At 57.2% G+C, this 18,374-nt stretch carries 4 protein-coding genes, 1 other RNA gene and 1 pseudogene; all 6 read right to left on the bottom strand.

The window, feature by feature from the left end:
- Positions 1-29 precede the first annotated feature (29 nt).
- Positions 30-1,243: pseudogene (locus FCH32_RS18950) on the bottom strand (integrase); the annotation flags it as partial.
- A 203-nt stretch (positions 1,244-1,446) separates the two neighbouring features.
- Positions 1,447-1,809: a transfer-messenger RNA gene (gene ssrA / locus FCH32_RS18945) on the bottom strand.
- Between the two features lie 72 nt (positions 1,810-1,881).
- A complete protein-coding gene (locus FCH32_RS18940; protein ID WP_174361416.1) occupies positions 1,882-3,045 on the bottom strand; it encodes a beta-barrel domain-containing protein in 1,164 nt (387 codons plus the stop codon).
- Positions 3,046-3,052: 7 nt separating this feature from the next.
- Positions 3,053-5,239: a type I secretion system permease/ATPase gene (locus tag FCH32_RS18935; RefSeq protein WP_174361340.1), complete on the bottom strand. Its 2,187-nt coding sequence runs from the start codon at positions 5,237-5,239 to the stop codon at positions 3,053-3,055.
- Positions 5,236-6,645: a TolC family outer membrane protein gene (locus tag FCH32_RS18930; protein ID WP_135911571.1), complete on the bottom strand. Its 1,410-nt coding sequence runs from the start codon at positions 6,643-6,645 to the stop codon at positions 5,236-5,238. Before FCH32_RS18930 ends, FCH32_RS18935 begins: the two co-directional genes overlap by 4 nt.
- A 93-nt stretch (positions 6,646-6,738) precedes the next feature.
- On the bottom strand, positions 6,739-17,985 hold the full coding sequence (locus FCH32_RS18925) for a BapA/Bap/LapF family large adhesin (RefSeq protein WP_174361339.1): 11,247 nt from the start codon (positions 17,983-17,985) through the stop codon (positions 6,739-6,741).
- Between the last annotated feature and the right edge of the window lie 389 nt (positions 17,986-18,374).

Raw genomic sequence — 18,374 nt, 5'->3', positions numbered from 1 at the left:
GGGATTACCACAAGTCTTAGTTCTCTGTTTTCAATGATGCTCCCACTATCTGCCTTTTTCACGAATTCAGCCCACCACTGCATCATTGGTCGTCTCTGCTCAAGATAATCTGTACGGTTATAACCACGGCGAACCTCATTCTTATCCACATGGGCTAATGCCGCTTCAATAACGTCAGGTAGAAAACCCTGCTCATTAAGGGCAGTACTAGCAATAGATCGCAAGCCATGAGAGACGAGCACACCACCAAAGCCAGCACGTTTAAGCGCAGCGTTTACTGTTTGGCTATTCTATTCATAGACTGATTCGGTTTGATACGGCTTGGAAAAATGAATTCTCTATTACTACTCAAAGGCTTCATCATTTCTAGAATGGTAAGGGCTTCATCCGATAATGGAACCGTATGATCTCGGTTCATCTTCATTCGAGCTGCGGGGATTTTCCATTCTCGTGCTTCCAGGTCTATCTCGTCCCAGTGGGCTTCAGCCGCTTCGGCAGGGCGGGTGATAGTAAGAAGTTGCCACATGAATAGGCATCGTGTTGGTAGGATAATGTTGGCGGTACGCATGGTCTGCATGAGTTGCGGTAGCTGGTCTGGACGGATACTCGGCATGTTCTTTTTCTGAGGCTTCTCGAATGCCTTGCCAATATTGACACTGGGGACAGCATCAATCAGACCTGTGTTTTGAGCATAAACCATGACCTCATTGATACGTTGGCAAAGACGACGGACAGTTTCCAAGGCTCCTTGGGCCTGAACTGGTTGAACGGCATGAACCAATGTATGAGCTTTAATATCTGTAACGATGACGTCACCAATCACAGGAAAGATATCTCTCTCAAGAGAGCGCCAGATATCTTCTGCATAGTCCTCGGTCACACTGGCTTTCTTCACATTCCACCAACGTTCAGCAACGAGCTGGAAAGTATTGGTTTTAGCTTCAAGCGAACTGCGCAGTTGTTCTTGTTGATGCTCCTGAGGATCGATCTGTTTCGTCAGTAGAGAACGAGACTCTGCACGATAGTTTCGGGCATCAGCAAGGGTAACTGACGGGTAGGGGCCAATACTCTTCTTTGCACGTTTCTTGGTGACAGGACGAATGTAGCGAAACTGCCATATTTTGCTACCGGTGGATTTGATGAGTAGCTCAAGGCCATCGCCATCATAGAGAACGTAGTCCGCTTCCTTAGGTTTGGCGGCTTTGATTTCCGTATCGGTTAACGGCTTGGTTTTTCTTGCCATGGGGAGTCTCCATGCGTTTAGGCCCAACGAAAACAATAGAGCTTTTCGTTGGGCCTATCAATGGGCCTAAAAGGTTCGGATTTAATTAGTTCTCTTCGGACTTAACGGGACAAATTGAGGGCACAAAAAAGCCCGCAGGGCTTGCGCCATGCGGGCTCTTAGGACTTCATCGGATGACTCTGGTAATCACCGATGGAGAATTTTGGTGGAGCTGGCGGGAGTTGAACCCGCGTCCGAAATTCCTACATCCTCGGCACTACATGCTTAGTCAGTCTTTACATTCGCACGCCAGCTGCGGACAGACACGCCACTAACGAACTAGCCTGATTAGTTTTAGCACTTCAGCCCCAGGCAGGACATCCGCGCGATCTCTTTTGGGTTTGACCTCTCTTTATCCCCGTCTTAAGAGCGGAAGCTAGGGAGAGAGGGCTCTTAGCAGGTTATTAAGCTGCTAAAGCGTAGTTTTCGTCGTTTGCGACTATTTTTTTGCGGCTTTTTACGAGGCCAACCGCCCCTCGGCATGCACCTTGGGTTTCGCAAATCCCGTCGAATCCAGAATCAGCCCCAATGTGTTAAGGCAAGTATAACAGACTTGTGACACGCGTGACCAGCCCCTGCAACCCCTTATCCTCAACGATTTAGCGCTCCCGTAGCGCTTCTTTTGCGCGATTAAACGGTTTGATTAAATAGTCGGCGATGGTTTTTTCACCGGTTTTGATATCCACGCTGGCAATCATGCCCGGAACGATCGAGAAATGACGGCCCAGTTTGTTCTGCAAATAGTCCTGATGGGTGCGGATAAACACGCGGTAGTAGAAGACTTCTGGCTTTACTTTGTCCTGAATGGTGTCCGGGGAGATGGTTTCGACCACGCCTTCCAGTCCGCCGTAAATGGCGTAGTCATAGGCGGTAATTTTCACCAGTGCTCGCTGTCCGGGGTGAATAAAGGCGATATCGCGCGGTGACAGGCGTGTTTCTATCAGCAGGTGATCGTCGACCGGTACAATCTCCATCATCTCGCCGTTGGGCGGGATCACGCCGCCAATGGTGGTGACCTGGATGTTTTTCACGATGCCGCGCATCGGGGCGCGGACGGTCAGACGGGTGACGGAATCTTCACGCCCCTTCAAAATGGCCGCCAGCATATCTACTTCGGCGTTGGCTTTTGACAGTACTTCCCGCGCCTGCACGTAATACTGCGAGCGCAGGTCGGTGATTTTTAGTCCGAGGTCGCTTTTTTGTCGCTGCAGGCGCAGCACTTCCACATGGCTGGCGGCGCCGCTTTTCTCCAGCCGCTGGGTGATTGCCAGCTCTTTATTTACCGAGACCAGCGCATCCTGGAGTTCGACCATCGCGTCGGCAAGCTGCGCCCGACGGCTTTTATACAGCCGGGTTTCGGAGGCGATAAGGTCGGGCCAGGCGTTCAGTGCATCGGGAAAGGTCAGCGGCAGATCGTTGACTTCGGCATTGAGTCGCGCGCTGGAGGCCAGCGAAGCGCGGTATCGGGCGGCGCTTTCGCCGACGTTAGATTCCGAGCGGGTCGGGTCGAGACGGGCCACTACCTGATTGGCCTGTACTTTGTCTCCTTCGCGCACCGTCAGTTCGGCGAGGATCCCGCCGTCAAGCGACTGCAGCACCTGTTCGCGCGAGCTGGGGATCACTTTGCCGCTGCCGGTGGAGACTTCATCCAGCGTCCCGAAGTATGCCCAGATGCCCAGAATGGCAAACAGCAGCGTGCTGAGCAGGATAATTCGGCTGGCACCGGAAAAGCGCTGTTCGTGGCGGATGTCGAGGTCGTCCATGGCGGCATCATGCGGATTGGTTTTCATTTTTCCACTCCCGACCGTGAGTCTGTGCAGGCGCGCGACTCGCGTTCAGCGCCTGTGCTTTCGGGGCATCCATCACCAGTTGACCTTCTTTTAACACCACCACGCGCTCGACCAGTTCCAGAACCGGTACGCGATGGGTGGCGACGATCAGCGTGCGGTTGCCGAGCCACTGGTTTAGCCGTTGAATAAACTCCCGCTCGGTATGTTCATCCAGCGAGGCGCTGGGTTCGTCGAGCAGCACAATATTGGGCGAGCGCAGCAGCATTCTTGCCAGCAGAATGGATTGCCGCTGCCCGCCGGAGAGGCCGTTGCCGCCTTCCATAATCGGGTGTCCCAGCCCTTTGGCGAGTTGTTTAACAAAGGTGGCTGCGCCGCCGACTTCCAGCGCGTCGAATATCTGAGCATCGCTGACATGCGGGGCGCCGAGGGTCAGGTTCTCACGCAGGGTGCCAAAAAACAGGCGCGCGTTTTGGCTGAGAAAGCCGATGTTGCGGCGTAAATCGGCCATGTCGATCTGCGCCAGGCTCAGGTTATCGAGCCGGACGTCGCCCTGAATCAGCTCCACACCGCCCGCCATGGCCTGTAGTAGGGTGGATTTCCCCGCGCCGTTACGCCCGAGGATGGCGATGCGTTCCCCTGGCATCACCTCGAGGCGGGCGATGCGCAGCGGCACCTGTTGATCGTCGCTGTGGTAGCGAAAGTGGGCGTTCTCAAACAGATAGTGCCCGCGAAAGATTTCCTGATGTACCCGGTTCTCATCGTGCTGGGTTTCGGTGGGGAGCTGCATAATGCTGTCCAGCCCCGTCTTCGCCGCCTTGACCTGCTGCCAGCGCGCCAACACGCCGCACAGATTTGCCATCGGGGCAATCATTCTTGAGCCGAGCATTGAGGCCGCCACGACCGCGCCGGTAGTCATGGTGCCTTCGATGACCATCGGCGCACCGAACATAATAATCGCAGCGTAGACCAGACTTTGTACCGACATGCCCCAGCCAATCAGTCCTTGAGTCAGCTTGCGCGTGCGCAGTCCGGACTCGCCGGTAATGCGGATGTAGCTGTTCCACTGCTGCAAAAAGCGGTTCTCCGCCTGCATCAGCTTGATGTCCTCCAGCCCCTGGACGCTTTCGACCAGCACCGCGTTACGCAGCGTGGACTCGTGTGCAGCCTGGTTGGCGAGCATAGCCAGCTTCTTCTGTAACAGCAGGCCAGGCAGGATCATCAGGATCGCAGCGACGGGCGCTATCCACGCCAGCTGCGGGGCGATGCAGGCCATCACGACGATAAACAAAAAGAAAAAGGGCAGATCGACAAGGGTCGACAGGGTTGAGGAGGTGATCATCTCCCGTACCTGCTCCAGTTCGCGGAGCTGGGAAATAAAGCTGCCGGTGGAGCGGGGGATGGCGCTGTTACGCAGGCGCAGTGCGTGGCTGAACACGCGATCGGAAATGCGCATATCGGCGCGCTTGCCGAGTACATCCATGATATGGGTACGGGCTTCGCGCAGTAAAAAGCCGAACAGCACCGCCACCAGCACGCCGGTCGAGAGCACATACAGCGTGGGATACGATTGGGCCGGGATCACCCGGTCGTAAACCTGCATCGAGAAGATAATCCCGGCGAGCGACAGAACGTTAATCAGAAACGCGGCTACCATCACCGGCAGGTAAGGCCGGATGTCCTGGAGCACCAGGTCGCGCATCCAGTCCGGCTTAAAGCGCGAAACATAGCGGTCGACCCGACTGTCTTTGAGCGCCGACAGCGGGCGCAGGGCGGTAATGGTGTGGATCTCCGGCAGCAGCTCGGCAATCGCCAGCCGGTTGCGCTGGCCTTCTTCGGCGATGATAAACACATCCAGCGCATCGTTACCGTTGAAGTGCTCTATTACCATAATTTGGCCGTCGCGTAGCTCCGCCACAACCGGTAAACGCCACTGGCTGAACAGCTGTTTTGTGGTATCCAGCGTATGAAACGACAGCCCCGCCTGGCGCGCGAGTTGCGTCAGGGCGAGGGGCTTATTTTTTCCGGCAAACCACGGAGCGTTGGCCTGAATCGCGCCGGGCGAGCAGGTGACGCGATAGTGGCTGGCAATGTGGCTAATGGCCTGTGCCCACAGGTTCAGGGCGGGCTCGCTAATCGTCTCTTCTGCACCCGGCTCGACGTGGCTCATAGCTGGATCTCCACTGACTGGATGCTGCGATTGTTGAGGGCGAACGCCTGGCGCAGCGTGCCGGTATTGTAGAGACAGTTCAGCTGGAGTTGACGAAGCTGGCTTTGGGTTTGCAGTTCGGCAAAGCGGGCCTGATACACCTCCTGCTCGGCGTTAAGCACGTCGAGCAGCGGACGAGAGCCGAGATCCAGATATTGCTGTTGATACAGTTCGCGCGTGCGTTCGCTCAGCCGTTGCTGGCGGCGCAGGATCTGCAGGGCGGTGGCAAGACTCATCGCCTGGCTGCGGGATTCGAGCAGTTTCTGGCGCACGTCAAGGCGGGTGCGCTGGATGGAATACTGCGCCGAGTCTACCGCATGACCAGCGGCGTTGCGTCGGGCGGTGAGTCCGCCTCCCTGATACAGCGGCATCTCGACTTTCACCCACGTGGAGTACTGCGTTTTGTCGAGCACCTCATGGCTGGGATATTTGTCATTGAGATAGTGCTGCACGGAAGGCTCAAGAGAGATAGTGGGCGTCATCTGCGCGTTGGCGTAATCCAGATTGGCCTGTGCAACATTAGCCTGCGCCCAGGCTGCCAGCACGGCAGGTACCAGCCTGTCATCAGGCTTAGTGATGTCGCAGCTGCTGTCCAGTTTCACCGGGAACGCGTTGCTGACGCCGTTGAGCGAATTCCAGCCAAGAAAGCTCATCAGTGTCGCCTTGCTGCTGTCGAGGTTCGCCTGATACTGCGCCAGCTGCGAACGAGCGGATTCGATACGCGCATCGGTTTGTACCACGTCAGAGAGCGACGTGGCTCCTTCATCGTTACGTTGTCGGGTCAGCCTGCCAATGCCGTTCAGAGCGGAGAGTTGCGCTTCGGCGGCGTCGACCATTTGCTGCCAGGACTGTACCTGCACAATGGCGTTGGCAGTTTCGTGGGCGACGGTGTCAATGCTGAGTAAGACGTTAGCCTGCTGCTGGGCGGCCCCCGCAGTCTCGGCGCGTACCTGACTGGCGACTTTGCCAAAGTCATACAGCATTTGCGAGACCGAGATCACCAGCGACGGGCTGAAACCATGATCGTTATAGGTATTGCTGTAGCCGTTGTTCACCCCGGCCGTGACCTGCGGATAGTATTTGGATTTCGCCACGTCGATCTGCTCATTTTGCGAGAGCAGTTTGCCGATCGATTCACGGATCGCAGGATGCCAGCTTACGGCGCGGCTTACCGCATCGTTAAGCGTCAGGTTGCCGGGCGCGGCGGCGCTCAGCGGGAGTTCGGCCACCGATCCATCCAGAGAGGGGAGCATCTGGCTGGTGGCCAGCCCTTCCGGCGTAATGATTTGCGGTTCATCTTCGGCATTCACCTGTAAGGAACAGAGCGTGAATGCCAGCAGCAACGTAACAGAGGCGACATTTCTCATCGTATATCCCTTTCAAAATACGGCAGTGACGACTGTTATTGCCCCGGACGTCGTGGCATCCGGGGCTGTTGTTATGGCGTTTTGGTGCTCACGTCAGGTCACAATATGATTTTGTTGGATCAGCTCATCGAGCGTGGTGTGGACGTTCTCCAGTGTCACAAGACTGGTTGATTGATAGGTGGCGCCCGTACCGTCGCGGTCGATGGACACCACGGTGTTGTTACCGCTGGTGGACACGGTGAGATAATTGCCGAGTGTGGCGTTCTGCCCGTTCCAGCCCACCAGCAGGTCGCCGATATCGATTTTGTCACCCTGCGCCAGCGAGAAGTTGCTCCAGGTGTCCGCGGTTCCGTTGCCGCCGGTTGCATTATTGGCGCTGAGCAGGTGGTAAATCAGCGTATCGCCGTACGCGCTGCCGATAACCCGATCGGCCTCCGCGGTGCTGATCACTTGTGGATTCATATCGATGGTCAACGTGGCGCTATCGGTATGTCCTTTTTGGTCGTTAAGGGTGTAGTTAAACGTCTCTTTGGTCTTGATGGATTCCAGTGAGACATCGCTGTTGAGGGTATAGGTGTAATGCCCATCAATGCCCATTGTCAGTTTGCCGTACAGTCCATTGATCGTGGCGCTGGCGGTGCTGCTGCCCAGCGGATCCAGCGTGGCGGTACTGCCGCCCGCGCCGTTCACCGTCAGCAAGGTGTGCACGCTGGCGATATGGTCGCCGTCATAGATGTTGCCGGTGACGCTATTGACGCCCGCGGTTTCGAAGTTATCGAGATCGACTATTGTCCCTTTCACGCTGGGGGTGATGGTGATGGTGCCTAGCCCCAGCGCACCCGCGTTGCCGGTATAGTCGAGGCGATAGTTCCCGGCGTGCAGCACCAGTCCGTTCAGGGCAATATCAAGATTGCCGCCGATCAGGAGCCCGCCGTTGAAGGTATCCCCGGCAACTTTAACGCCATTGCTGTCGTACAGCGCCCAGGTCACGTTCAGCCCACCCAGCGTCAGCCCTGATGCCACGTTAAAATGCAGCACCACGTTTTGCACCGCTGTACCCGCTGCGACTTCAACTGTTCCGGTACCACTTTTCGAGCTGGGCCCCAGCACAGTGGTCCAACTGGCCGATCCCACGCTGGAATCACTAAAGGGCTGAGACGTATCCTGCAACGTCGTGACCGCCATCTGGCTGCTGGTGTCGTTCACCGCGTCCAGCGCCTGCGGGGTTGGTTTGATGTTCAGCGACGCGCTGCCGGTATCGCCGTTTGGCGCCTTGACCGTGTACACAAAGCTGTCCGGCGTATTGATGCTGTCCGCGCCCAGTCCGCTTTTCAGCGTGTAGCTGTAGTTCCCCTTCGCATCGATAGTGAGTGTGCCGTACTGTCCCTCAATACGGGTTGTGCCTGTTAAATTGACTGCGACGCCGTTCACGTCGGAGATAACCGTATCGGCGGGTGCGGAATCATTGGCCAGAATATTGCCGTTGGTTGAGGCACTCAGACTGTCCACCGCATAGGTGTGATCGGCCTGAATATTCAGGGTGTAGCTGGTTAACAGTGCCAGACCGCCGCCGGCGTTCAGCAGGAACAGGTAGTCACCGCCCGGCAGTGTGATGGTGTAATCTTTTGATTTTCCACCCAATACTGCCGTGACCCAGTTGGGTTGTACCCGATACTGCTCGTATTGTTGAATAGCGTCATTAAAACGGTAGACGTACAGATCGAAGCCGCCGAGCGTTACGCCGAGAACGTCGGCCTGAATCGTCAGCGTGCGGGTGGCGCCATCTTCAACGTTGAATTTGATGGGGTTGGTTAACCCGTCGACCAGACTGACGTCCAGCACATTCCCCAGGCCTACGCTGGCGAGCGTAAAGCCGGTTTGTTTTGATGGTCCGTGGTCGACCACGCTGACCTCGGTGCCGTAGGTCAGTGAGGCGACATCGTCTGCCGCTGTTACCGTACTGGTCGTCGGACCCTGGCCCAGCGCCACCACCAGTTTTGCCGAAGAGTGGTCGTTACCGTGCGTCAGCGTATAGGTGAAGCTTTCAGATCGACCGTATACCGAAGCGGATTTATCGGTGAGGGTGTAGGTATAACTCCCGTCCTGATTAATATGCAGGGTGCCGTATTTACCCTGCACATCAGCCCCGCCCAGCGGAATGTTCACCACATTGCCGTTGCCATCGGTAATCGACGTCACCCGCGTGCCGGATGGGGCGTTATCCTGCCCGTTGGTGGGGTCGGTATCGGTGATGATATTGCCGGATTCGCTGGTGCCACCAGTGATCGATCCGGCGCTGGTTTTGACCACCGCCACGTCCAGACTGGTGAAGGCCCCGGTCGCCAGCAGGCTGGTGTTGTAGCTGACGACACGGTAGTCCCCACCAGTAAGCCCGCCATAGTTGAGCGTCACGCCGGAGGCGCTGAGCGTCAGCAGGTCGGCAAAATCAGCTTTACCGGTATCGACCACCGTCACCCAGGCGTTGAGCGTGGAGTCAAAGCGCTGGATAACAATCTCCATGGTACTCAGCAGCGACAGCACAATGCCGGTTGCTGCCGCGTTGATGGTGATGGTGCCGCTGCCGCCGGTCTGAATGTTGAAGTTGACGAGGGCGGTGTTGTCTCCCAGTACCTTCAGCACATTATCCACCGCACCGACCAGCAGGAAGCCATAATCGCTTTTGTGCTCGTTGGTGACCGTGAAGTCAGTTTGTAACGCCAGACGAGTGACGTTGTCTTCAGCCAGCAGCGGTAAGACCGGCGCGAGGATGCTGGTCGGCGTTGAGGTGTTGCCTGCCGCGTCGGTTGCAGTAGCGGACAACGACTGGCCCTCAATCTGGCGTACCGGTAGGGTGACGCTGTAGACTCCGCTGCTGTTGGCGACCGCCGTGATGCTGCCGCCGCCGGGCAGGGAGATAGTGACCGTACTGCCTGCTTCGGCGATGCCGCTGACCGTGCCGCCGTCGGCGCTGATCAGCACCGATGGCGGCGGCGGTGGCGTGGTATCGACAATGACGTTAAACGCGCCAGACAATACGCCGGAACCGTTGGCGTTAGCCGCACTGGCGGTAAACGCGTGGTTGCCTTCACTGAGCGCGCCGGAGGGGGTAAAGCTCCACAGTCCGTTGCCGTCCGCGGTTGTGGTGCCCATCAATGTTCCGTTGTTGTACAGGCTGACGACGGCGTTAGCCTGTGCCGTGCCGCTGAGCATCGGACGGGTGTCATTGGTGGTTTTTCCGGCGGCGACATTGCCAGTGACCGTACCAATGTCATCAAAAACGCTGGCGATAATCGGTGCGGGTGGCACCCCGGTAAACGGGGCCAGCGCGTTGCCTGACGTGCCGGTATTCCCGGCGGCATCCTGCGCGCTAACCTGCAGCGTTTGTCCGCTGATCTGCGGCGGGTTGAGGGTAAAGGTGAAGTTGCCGGCGGCGTTGGCCGTGGCGGTGCCGAGCACGGTGCCGCTGCTTGTTGTGACGATCACCGTGCTGTTGGCTTCCGCAACGCCGGTCAGCACAGTACCGTTGGCGTTCACCGACAGAGCGGTGGGAATACCCGGTGCGATGGTATCGACCACAATCGACGCGGCAGCCGACATGCCGCTGGTATTGCCCGCGCTGTCCGTTGCGGTAATAGTAAATGAATGGGGGCCCTGACCCAGTGCGGTAGACGGGGTGTAGTTCCAGTTGCCGCTGCCATCCGCCGTTACGCTGGTGACAAAGTTGCCGTTGTCATAAATATCAACCCGGGCATTGGCTTCCGTGGTGCCGTTTAACGTGGGGCGCGCGTCATTGGTGGGCTGGTTGTTGCCAATCGACCCGGTATTGGGACCGACATCATCAACAATGCTGCTAATTGACGGCAGCGTGGGGGCGGTGGTGTCCACGTTAATCGTAAAGCCCACCGTTGCACCGCTGGTGTTGCCCGCGGGGTCGGTGGCGGTGACGGTAAAGGTGTGCGAACCATTCCCCAACGGTGTCGTTGGGGTAAACGACCAGCTGTTGTTACTTTGCACGAGAGCAGTGCCGAGTAGCGTGCTGCCGTCATAAATATTGACGGTGCTGCCCGCTTCGGCGGTACCGTTAAGTGTAGGGCGGGCGTCATTGGTCAGTTGCCCGTTGCTCAGTGCGGCATTAAACACGCCGCCAGTGATGTCATCCACCACCGAGGTAAGGATCGGCGTTGATGGCGCAACGGTATCAACGTTAAGAATAAATCCGCTTGACGCCGGGCCGACGTTTCCGGCCGCATCCGTGGCGATGGCGGTAAAGACATGCTGGCCGTTACCCAGCGTAGTGGACAGAAACTCCCAGGTACCGTCTATTGTTGCGGTAACTGTCGTCAGCAGCGTGCCGTTGTCGTAAATGGCAATCCGGGCGTTGGCCTCCGCAGAACCGCTCAGCACGGGGCGGGTATCGTTGGTCCAGGCACCGCTCGACAGCGTGCCGGTGCCCGGTTGTACGTCATCAAAGGCCTGGATAATGGTGGGTGCCAGCGGGGCGACGGTATCCACAATCAGGGCAAACCCGGCAGACGACACGCTGACGTTGCCGGCCGCGTCGGTGGATGTCACCGTCAATACGTGATTGCCGTTACCCAGCGCACTCCCCGGTGTGAAATTCCATACGCCGTTTCCGTCTGCAGAAACCGTGTCGATAAGCGTGCCGTTGTCATAGATTTTGACCGTCGAATTGGCCTCCGCCGTACCGTTAAGGGTAGGGCGCGCATCGTTTGTCGCCTGACCGTTGTTCAGATTTCCTGTTAGTGGGCCGACATCATCGCTGACCTGGGTAATAACCGGCGTGTTCGGTGATACCGTATCAACCGTGAACGTAACGCCGCTGGAGGCCGGGCTGGTATTGCCCGCGCTGTCGGTGGCGGTGGCGGTCAGCGTATGCGGACCGTTACTCAGAGCGTCCGTTGGCGTAAAGCTCCAGGTGCCGCCTGCACCGACAGTGGTGGTGCCAATGGGCAAACCGTCGCTCAGGATAGTTATCGTTGCGCCGATTTCACCTGTTCCACTCAGCGCTGGACGGGTTTCGTTGGTCGTCTGGCCGTTACCTATTGGCCCGGTGGTGGGGGCCGTGTTGTCCTGTACGTTACCGATGACCGGCGCCAGCGGGGCAACGGAATCCAGTTCAAGGGTAAAGGCGGAGGACGCCCCACCCGTATTACCGGCTTGGTCTGTGGCTGTTGCGGTGAAGACATGCTGCCCCTGACCCAGCGCGTTTTCTGGTGTGAAGGTCCAGTTACCGGATTCGTCTACCCGCGCGGTACCTATTTCGACACCCTTATCTTTTATCGTGATAGTCGCCCCGGCTTCCCCTTTGCCGTTCAGCGTTGGCTGCGCGTCGTTAGTCAGTTGCCCGTTCGTCAGTGAGGTATTTCCCGGTTGGTCGTCAATCACCGAGGTGATGATTGGCGCGGCTGGCGCCAGTGTATCGACAACCAGCAGGAACGGCGGCGTTGCCGGGCTGATGTTGCCGGCGCCATCGGTGACGGTAGCGGTTAACGCGTGATTGCCTTCACCGAGCGCTGGGGCAGGTGTAAAGCTCCAGTTGCCGTCTGCGTCGCTGGTGGTGGTGCCAATTACCGTACCTTTATCAAGAATAGTGACGACCGAATTCGCCTCGGTCACGCCTTCCAGTGTTGGGGTGTTGTCGTTGGTCGACTGCCCGGAGGTGAGCATCTGGTCCGTGCCGACGTTGTCCTTCACCGTCACAATGGACGGCGCGTCCGGGACTAAGGTATCGACAATAATGCGGAAACTGTCGGAGGCAGCGCCCTGGTTGCCTGCGGCATCCGTCGCGCGCACAGTGAAGTCATGCGGGCCTTCGCCCAGGGCATTGGTTGGGGTATAGCTCCAGAATCCGCTGCTGTTGACGGTGGTAGTGGCATAGACACCGTTGCCATCGTAGAGAGTGATGGTTGCGCCTGCTTCGCCGGTACCGTTAAAGGTTGGTCGGGAATCGTTGGTAAGTTGTCCTTTGTCTAACGTGCCCGTACCGGGCGTGACATCGTCAATAATGCTGGCGATGGTCGGGGCCAGCGGGGCGACGGTATCGATAGTGATGGTGTAATTAGGTGATTGACCGCTCTCTGCACCACCTACCGTTTGCGACACGGTGAAGTTATACGCGGTACCGTTTGTCAGTGGCGTGGACAGTTGATAGCTCCATGCGCCGGAGGTGGCGTCGGCGGTCACTGTGTCGAGTAGGGTCCCATTTTGGTAAATGTTTACCGTAGCCCCCGGAGTGGCGGTTCCTTGCAGCAGCGGTAAGGTGTCATTGGTGGTTTTACCGTTGCCAATCACCCCCATGACCGGGGCCACATCGTCCACAATTTCCAGCGTCGGCGGGTGGGGGATGCTGGACGTCGCGGCGTTAAACGGCGTGGGATCGCTCTGATTACCTGCCGGGTCCTGGGCGATAGCGTCCAGTACCTGACCGGTTGTTTGCGCCGGTGAGAGGGTAACGGAATAATTTCCCTCGTCGTCGGCAATACCCTGACCGAGAATCGTGTTGTCGCGGCGAATGATAACGGTGCTGCCCGGTTCGGCCGTGCCGCTAACCAGCGTCCCGTTTGGATCTACGCCACTGACGGTTGGCATTGCAGGTGGCAAGGTATCGACGATTAACGTCACGGGGTTTCCTGCGGCCAGCACGTTACCGGCAGCGTCCTGGGCACCGAAAGTCAGCGTGTGAGTGACGTTGGGTGTCAGGGGAACATCTATACTCCAACTGCCGTTCGCCGCGACGGTGGCCGTGGCAATCGCTACGGGATTGCTGCCATCGAAAATTAACACTGTACTGCCCGGTGTACCGGTCCCACTGATCGTCGGGGTGGTATCGTCCGTGACGCTGTTGTTGGTTAGCGAACCGATAATAACCCCAGCGTCATCTTCAATATCCGTGACCTGGGGCAACTTCAATGCTGTGCTGTTCACCGTAAACGAGACGCTGTTTGAGGCGTCGCTGGCATTTCCTGCCGCATCGGTGGCGATGGCGGTCAGCGTGTAGCTGCCGTTGGTCAGCGCCGGGTTGGGCGTGATACTCCAGACGCCGCCTGCAACAGTAGCCGTGCCAATTACCGTACTGCCATTGTACAGGGTGATTATGTCACCGTTGGAGCCGGTTCCGCGGATGGTCGGCGTGGTGTCATCCGTCACCGCGCCGGCGGCGAGATCGCCTCTGACATCGCCGACGTCATCATTAACCGCGGTGATAACCGGCGGCGCGGACGGCGTCGTATCGATGCCCAGGGTGACGGCATCCGAACGCGGGCTAACGTTGCCCGCCGGATCGGTGGCGGTGAGGGTGACTTGATAGCTGTCCGGATTAATCGGGTCGGTTGGCGTAAAGCTCCAGGTGCCATCCGCCCCGACCGTCGCCGTGCCTAGCGGTTCGGTTCTGCCGTCAAGATAGATGGCGATAACATCTCCGGCACTCCCGGTACCGCTGAAGGTTGGCGTGGTATCGTTGGTGATGCCGTTGGTGATAATTCCCGTTATCGGATTGACGTCATCGGTTATGGTTGGCGGCTCTGGCTTCGCGGGCGGCAGGTTATCTACCGTCAGCGTAAAGCCGGCGGACGGGATCCCCGTGTTGCCAGCCACGTCCGTCGCTGTGGCGGTGAATTTGTGTGGACCGTCTGTAAGTAACGTTGGAGTAAAGGTCCAGGTGCCGTTTGGCTGCACGGTGGCCGTACCCAGACGGACGTCATTATCAAAAACGGTAATTGTCGCACCCGGCTCGCCGGTGCCTGACAGCTTGGGGTTGTCGCTTTTGGTGCTCCCGCCGTTAGCCAGCAGTTTTGTCTCACTGCCAATAAGTCCTTCCGCTGAGGTGATAACAGGGGCGGCTGGCGGCGTGGTATCAATCGTCAGCGTGAAATTACCGGCACTGCTGGCGTTACCCGCTTTATCTGTCGCAATAGCTGACAACGCGTGTGGACCCTCACTCAGCGGTTGAGTGACCTGAAAACTCCAGCTTCCTTCCGGCGTCACTGTGGCAGTGCCTATGGGGGTAGCCCCATCGTAAATTGTGATCGTGGAATCTGCGACTCCGGTGCCTTTCAGCAGCGGGAGGGTATCGTCTGAACGTCCGCCATTAGCCAGGTCGCTTTGCAAACTGCCTACGTCGTCTGTGGCGCTCGAAATAATGGGGGCATCGGGCGCTTTGGTGTCGACCGTTATGATGACAGGGGGGGCGGTGACGACGTTACCGGCGGCATCCGTTGCGGTCAGCGTAAAACGGTGGGTGCCTTCGCTAAGGGCCTCATTGGCTGGCACGCTATGGCTCCAGGTGCCTGTTCTGTCGATAAGAATAACCATCATCTGCAGGCCATTATCATACAGCGTCACCAGCGAGCCGGGTTCACCGGTTCCCGAGAACGTGGGGGTTTTGTCATTGGTGACCCCGTTGTTCGCGACGTTACCGGTGATGCTGCCGACGTCATCGTTGATAAGCGTAATGGCCGGCACGGTGGGGGCGATACTGTCGACAATGATTTTCCAGCTGGCGGCACTGCTGGTGTTACTGGCGGCATCGATAGCCGTCACCGTAAAGACGTGCGCGCCCTGCGCCAGCGCGGTGGTGGGCGTGTAGTTCCAGTTGCCGTTGAGATCGGCGGTAACGATGGTTAACAGTACGCCATTGTCGTAAATGTTGACCTTAGACCCGGCCTCAGCAGTGCCCTCAATTTTGGGTTTATCGTCGTTGGTCAACCCATCATTCTTGATGGATCCAAGGATATCTTCGACATCGTCAGTGACGGCGATAATAATGGGCTGTTCGGGTGCAGTGAGATCTGGTGCTATTGCTGAAGTTGGCAGGCTTTCGTTGCCTTTGCCGTCCGTGGCGGTGACGGTGACCGTCTCACTGTTGATTTTCGCCGGTGCGATTGACACGGTGAAATTGCCGCCGCTGTCCGCCTGGCCCTTGCCAATAATATGACCATCGCTGTCTTTGACGGTGACGGTACTTCCGGCCTCGGCGTGGCCGCTCACCGACCCTCCATTTCCAGCGACGATAACATCTGTCGGTGCATCCGGTGCCGTGGTATCCGGCGCGGTGACGGAGGCATTGCCCCCTTTGTTACCTGCTGCATCGGTCGCGTTTGCCGTCAGGATCTCACCATTCGTCTGCGGCGGTACCAGCGCTGCGGTGAAGTCCCCATCTGCAGTGGCTGTCGTTGTGCCAATGATATTGCCGCGTGGATCCAGAATATTGACCGTACTGTCAGGCTCGGCCTTGCCGGTGACCTCGTTGCCCGCGCCATTAATCACCAGGTTTGTGGGCGGTTGTGGGGCGGTGATGTCCGGCGCAACTGCCGTTTCTGGCGGGCTTGAGTTTCCTGCCGGATCGGTCGAGATGGCTGTCAGCGTTTCGCCATTGGTCTGCGGCGGTTTGATGGTAATGGTAAATGAACCATCCGGCCCGGCGACGCCGCTGCCAATGGGGGTATTTTTACTGTCGGTGATCACCACGGTATTGCCGGGCTCGGTTTTCCCAGTTACGACAGCACCATCTGCCGAGACGTTGAGATCGTCAGGCGCAGACGGCGGCAGAGTATCAATATTAATGTTGAATGCGGTCGACACTCCCCCGGTACCCGACTGGTTGGTTGCGGTGACGGTAAAGGCGTTCGGGCCGTCATCCAGCGGTGAGCTTGATGTCCAGCTCCAGTTGCCGTTGCCGTCAGCCTGTACGCTGTCGACCGCTACGCCGTTGTCGTAAATATTCACCGTGCTGTTGGCGTCAGCGGTACCGGAAAGCGTGGGCTTGTTATCGTTAGTCGCCTGATTATTGCTCAACGGCCCGGTTGACGGGGCGACGTCATCCATCACGCTGACGATAACCGGTACGCCAGGATAGCCTGAGTTCTGAGCGTTGAATGGTGTGTCTGGCCCGACGTTGCCCGCTTCGTCATGAATTTTTGCGGTAAGTGATTCACCGTGGGTCTGCGACGGTGAAATCGCGATGCTGAAAGTGCCGTCCTGGCCTACAACGGCCGAACCCAGCAGCAGATTATTACTGCCGATAATACTGACCGTGCTGCCTGGCTCTGCGCTGCCGGTGACCGTTGTCCCTTCCGGGTTGACGTTGGTAATCGCTGCCGCCGGAGGCGGGGTGATATCGACAGTGAAGGTGGGCACGGTGGTTTCTGCACTGACGTTACCTGCAGGGTCGGTTTGCGTCAGCGTCAGATTGTGAACGCCTTCGCTCAACGGCGTATCCGGTGTGAATGTCCAGTTACCATTCTCATCAACCTGCGTCATGCCAATCAGGATACCGTTGTCGTAGACGCTGATGACATTGCCGGCAACACCGATACCAGAGAGCGTCGGCGTGTCATCGTCGATCACGGCGTTACTGGCGATAAAACCTTGAATGGATCCGACATCATCGAGTTCCTGAGAGAGAGCAGGCGCATCAGGGGCGAGGGTATCAATGATAATAACCCAACTGTTTGACATGCCACTGCTGCCCGCGCTGTTCGACGCGCTGACTGTAAACTGGTGGGTACCATCCGCGAGAGGGGGAGATGGTGTAAATGACCAGTTACCACTGGCATCGATGGTGATCTGGCCAATCTCTTTGCCATTATCGAAAATATGCAACGTGGTATTAGCCGTTCCCGTCCCTTGAAGCGTAGGGGTATTGTCGTTGGTGGACTCCTGTTGATTGACAATGCCAGTAATCAGCTCCTGGTTATCGACTACGCTGGTGATGACGGGAACGCCGGGGAGCGCTGGCGTTGTTGGTGGGGTTCCACCGTCGCCATCGCCATTTCCACCTCCAGGGTTATTACCGTTGCCGTTTCCCGGATTATTCCCGTTTCCATTCCCGTTCCCGGGATTATCACCACTGCCACCACTGCCACCACTGCCACCACTGCCACCACTGCCACCACCGCCACCGCCACCGCCACCGCCCGCCGCGAGGGCAATTCCGCCCGCCGCCGCCACGCCGCCAAGAACCCACGGCCAGACTGCGCCACCGTCATGACTGCCTTCAGCCGCCATCAGCGGTGTGAGATCGTCCAGATGCTGGAAGTGGAATGCGCCATCAGTATCCTGAACCCACCACAGTGCACCGTTGCTGTCTTCGAGAACGAGTTGGCTTTTATCACTGCCGTTTGCGACATAGAAGTTTTTAATCGTAATTACGTCACCTGAGCGGAGTGTGACCACCAGATCCTGGTTAATACGGGTCAGTTGGCTGATGTCTTCACGCGAAACGGATAATTTCACGATGGACGGTGTACTGAGCGTCACTTCAGAGGCTTCAACATTCGTAGATACACCAGTCAACTTTGATACAACGGCGAGATGACGCATATGTTCACTCCTGATGGCTTGCCGGGGGAATTAATCCGCAACAGCGTTCTGGGAAAATGAGCAGACAGGTGCCCCGTTCATCGTGAATATGAATTTACACATGTAGTTTCATTGATTAGGTCACAGAGATGTCTGTTTGGTTAGTAAATAAAAATCGGCCTCGGCGTTGAATAGTTCTTTCGTATTAGATGATATAGTCAGAAAGAAAGTATTCCGCAACTTCTGCCTGTTAAAAATATACGGCGATATTTCAGGTGGGTTAGTGTAAACGCCACACAAAATATATGTTTTTTATTATGTTATTGTATTTTAAGTGATTTATTTTTAGCGTGCAGCATGAATTTATAATAAACATCAGTGATAATAATGTTATTAAAATGAAGTGAAAT

It is taken from the genome of Citrobacter gillenii (genome assembly GCF_013337685.1).
Taxonomy (GTDB): Bacteria; Pseudomonadota; Gammaproteobacteria; order Enterobacterales; family Enterobacteriaceae; genus Citrobacter; species Citrobacter gillenii.
This window is presented reverse-complemented; position numbering and strand designations above follow the sequence as displayed.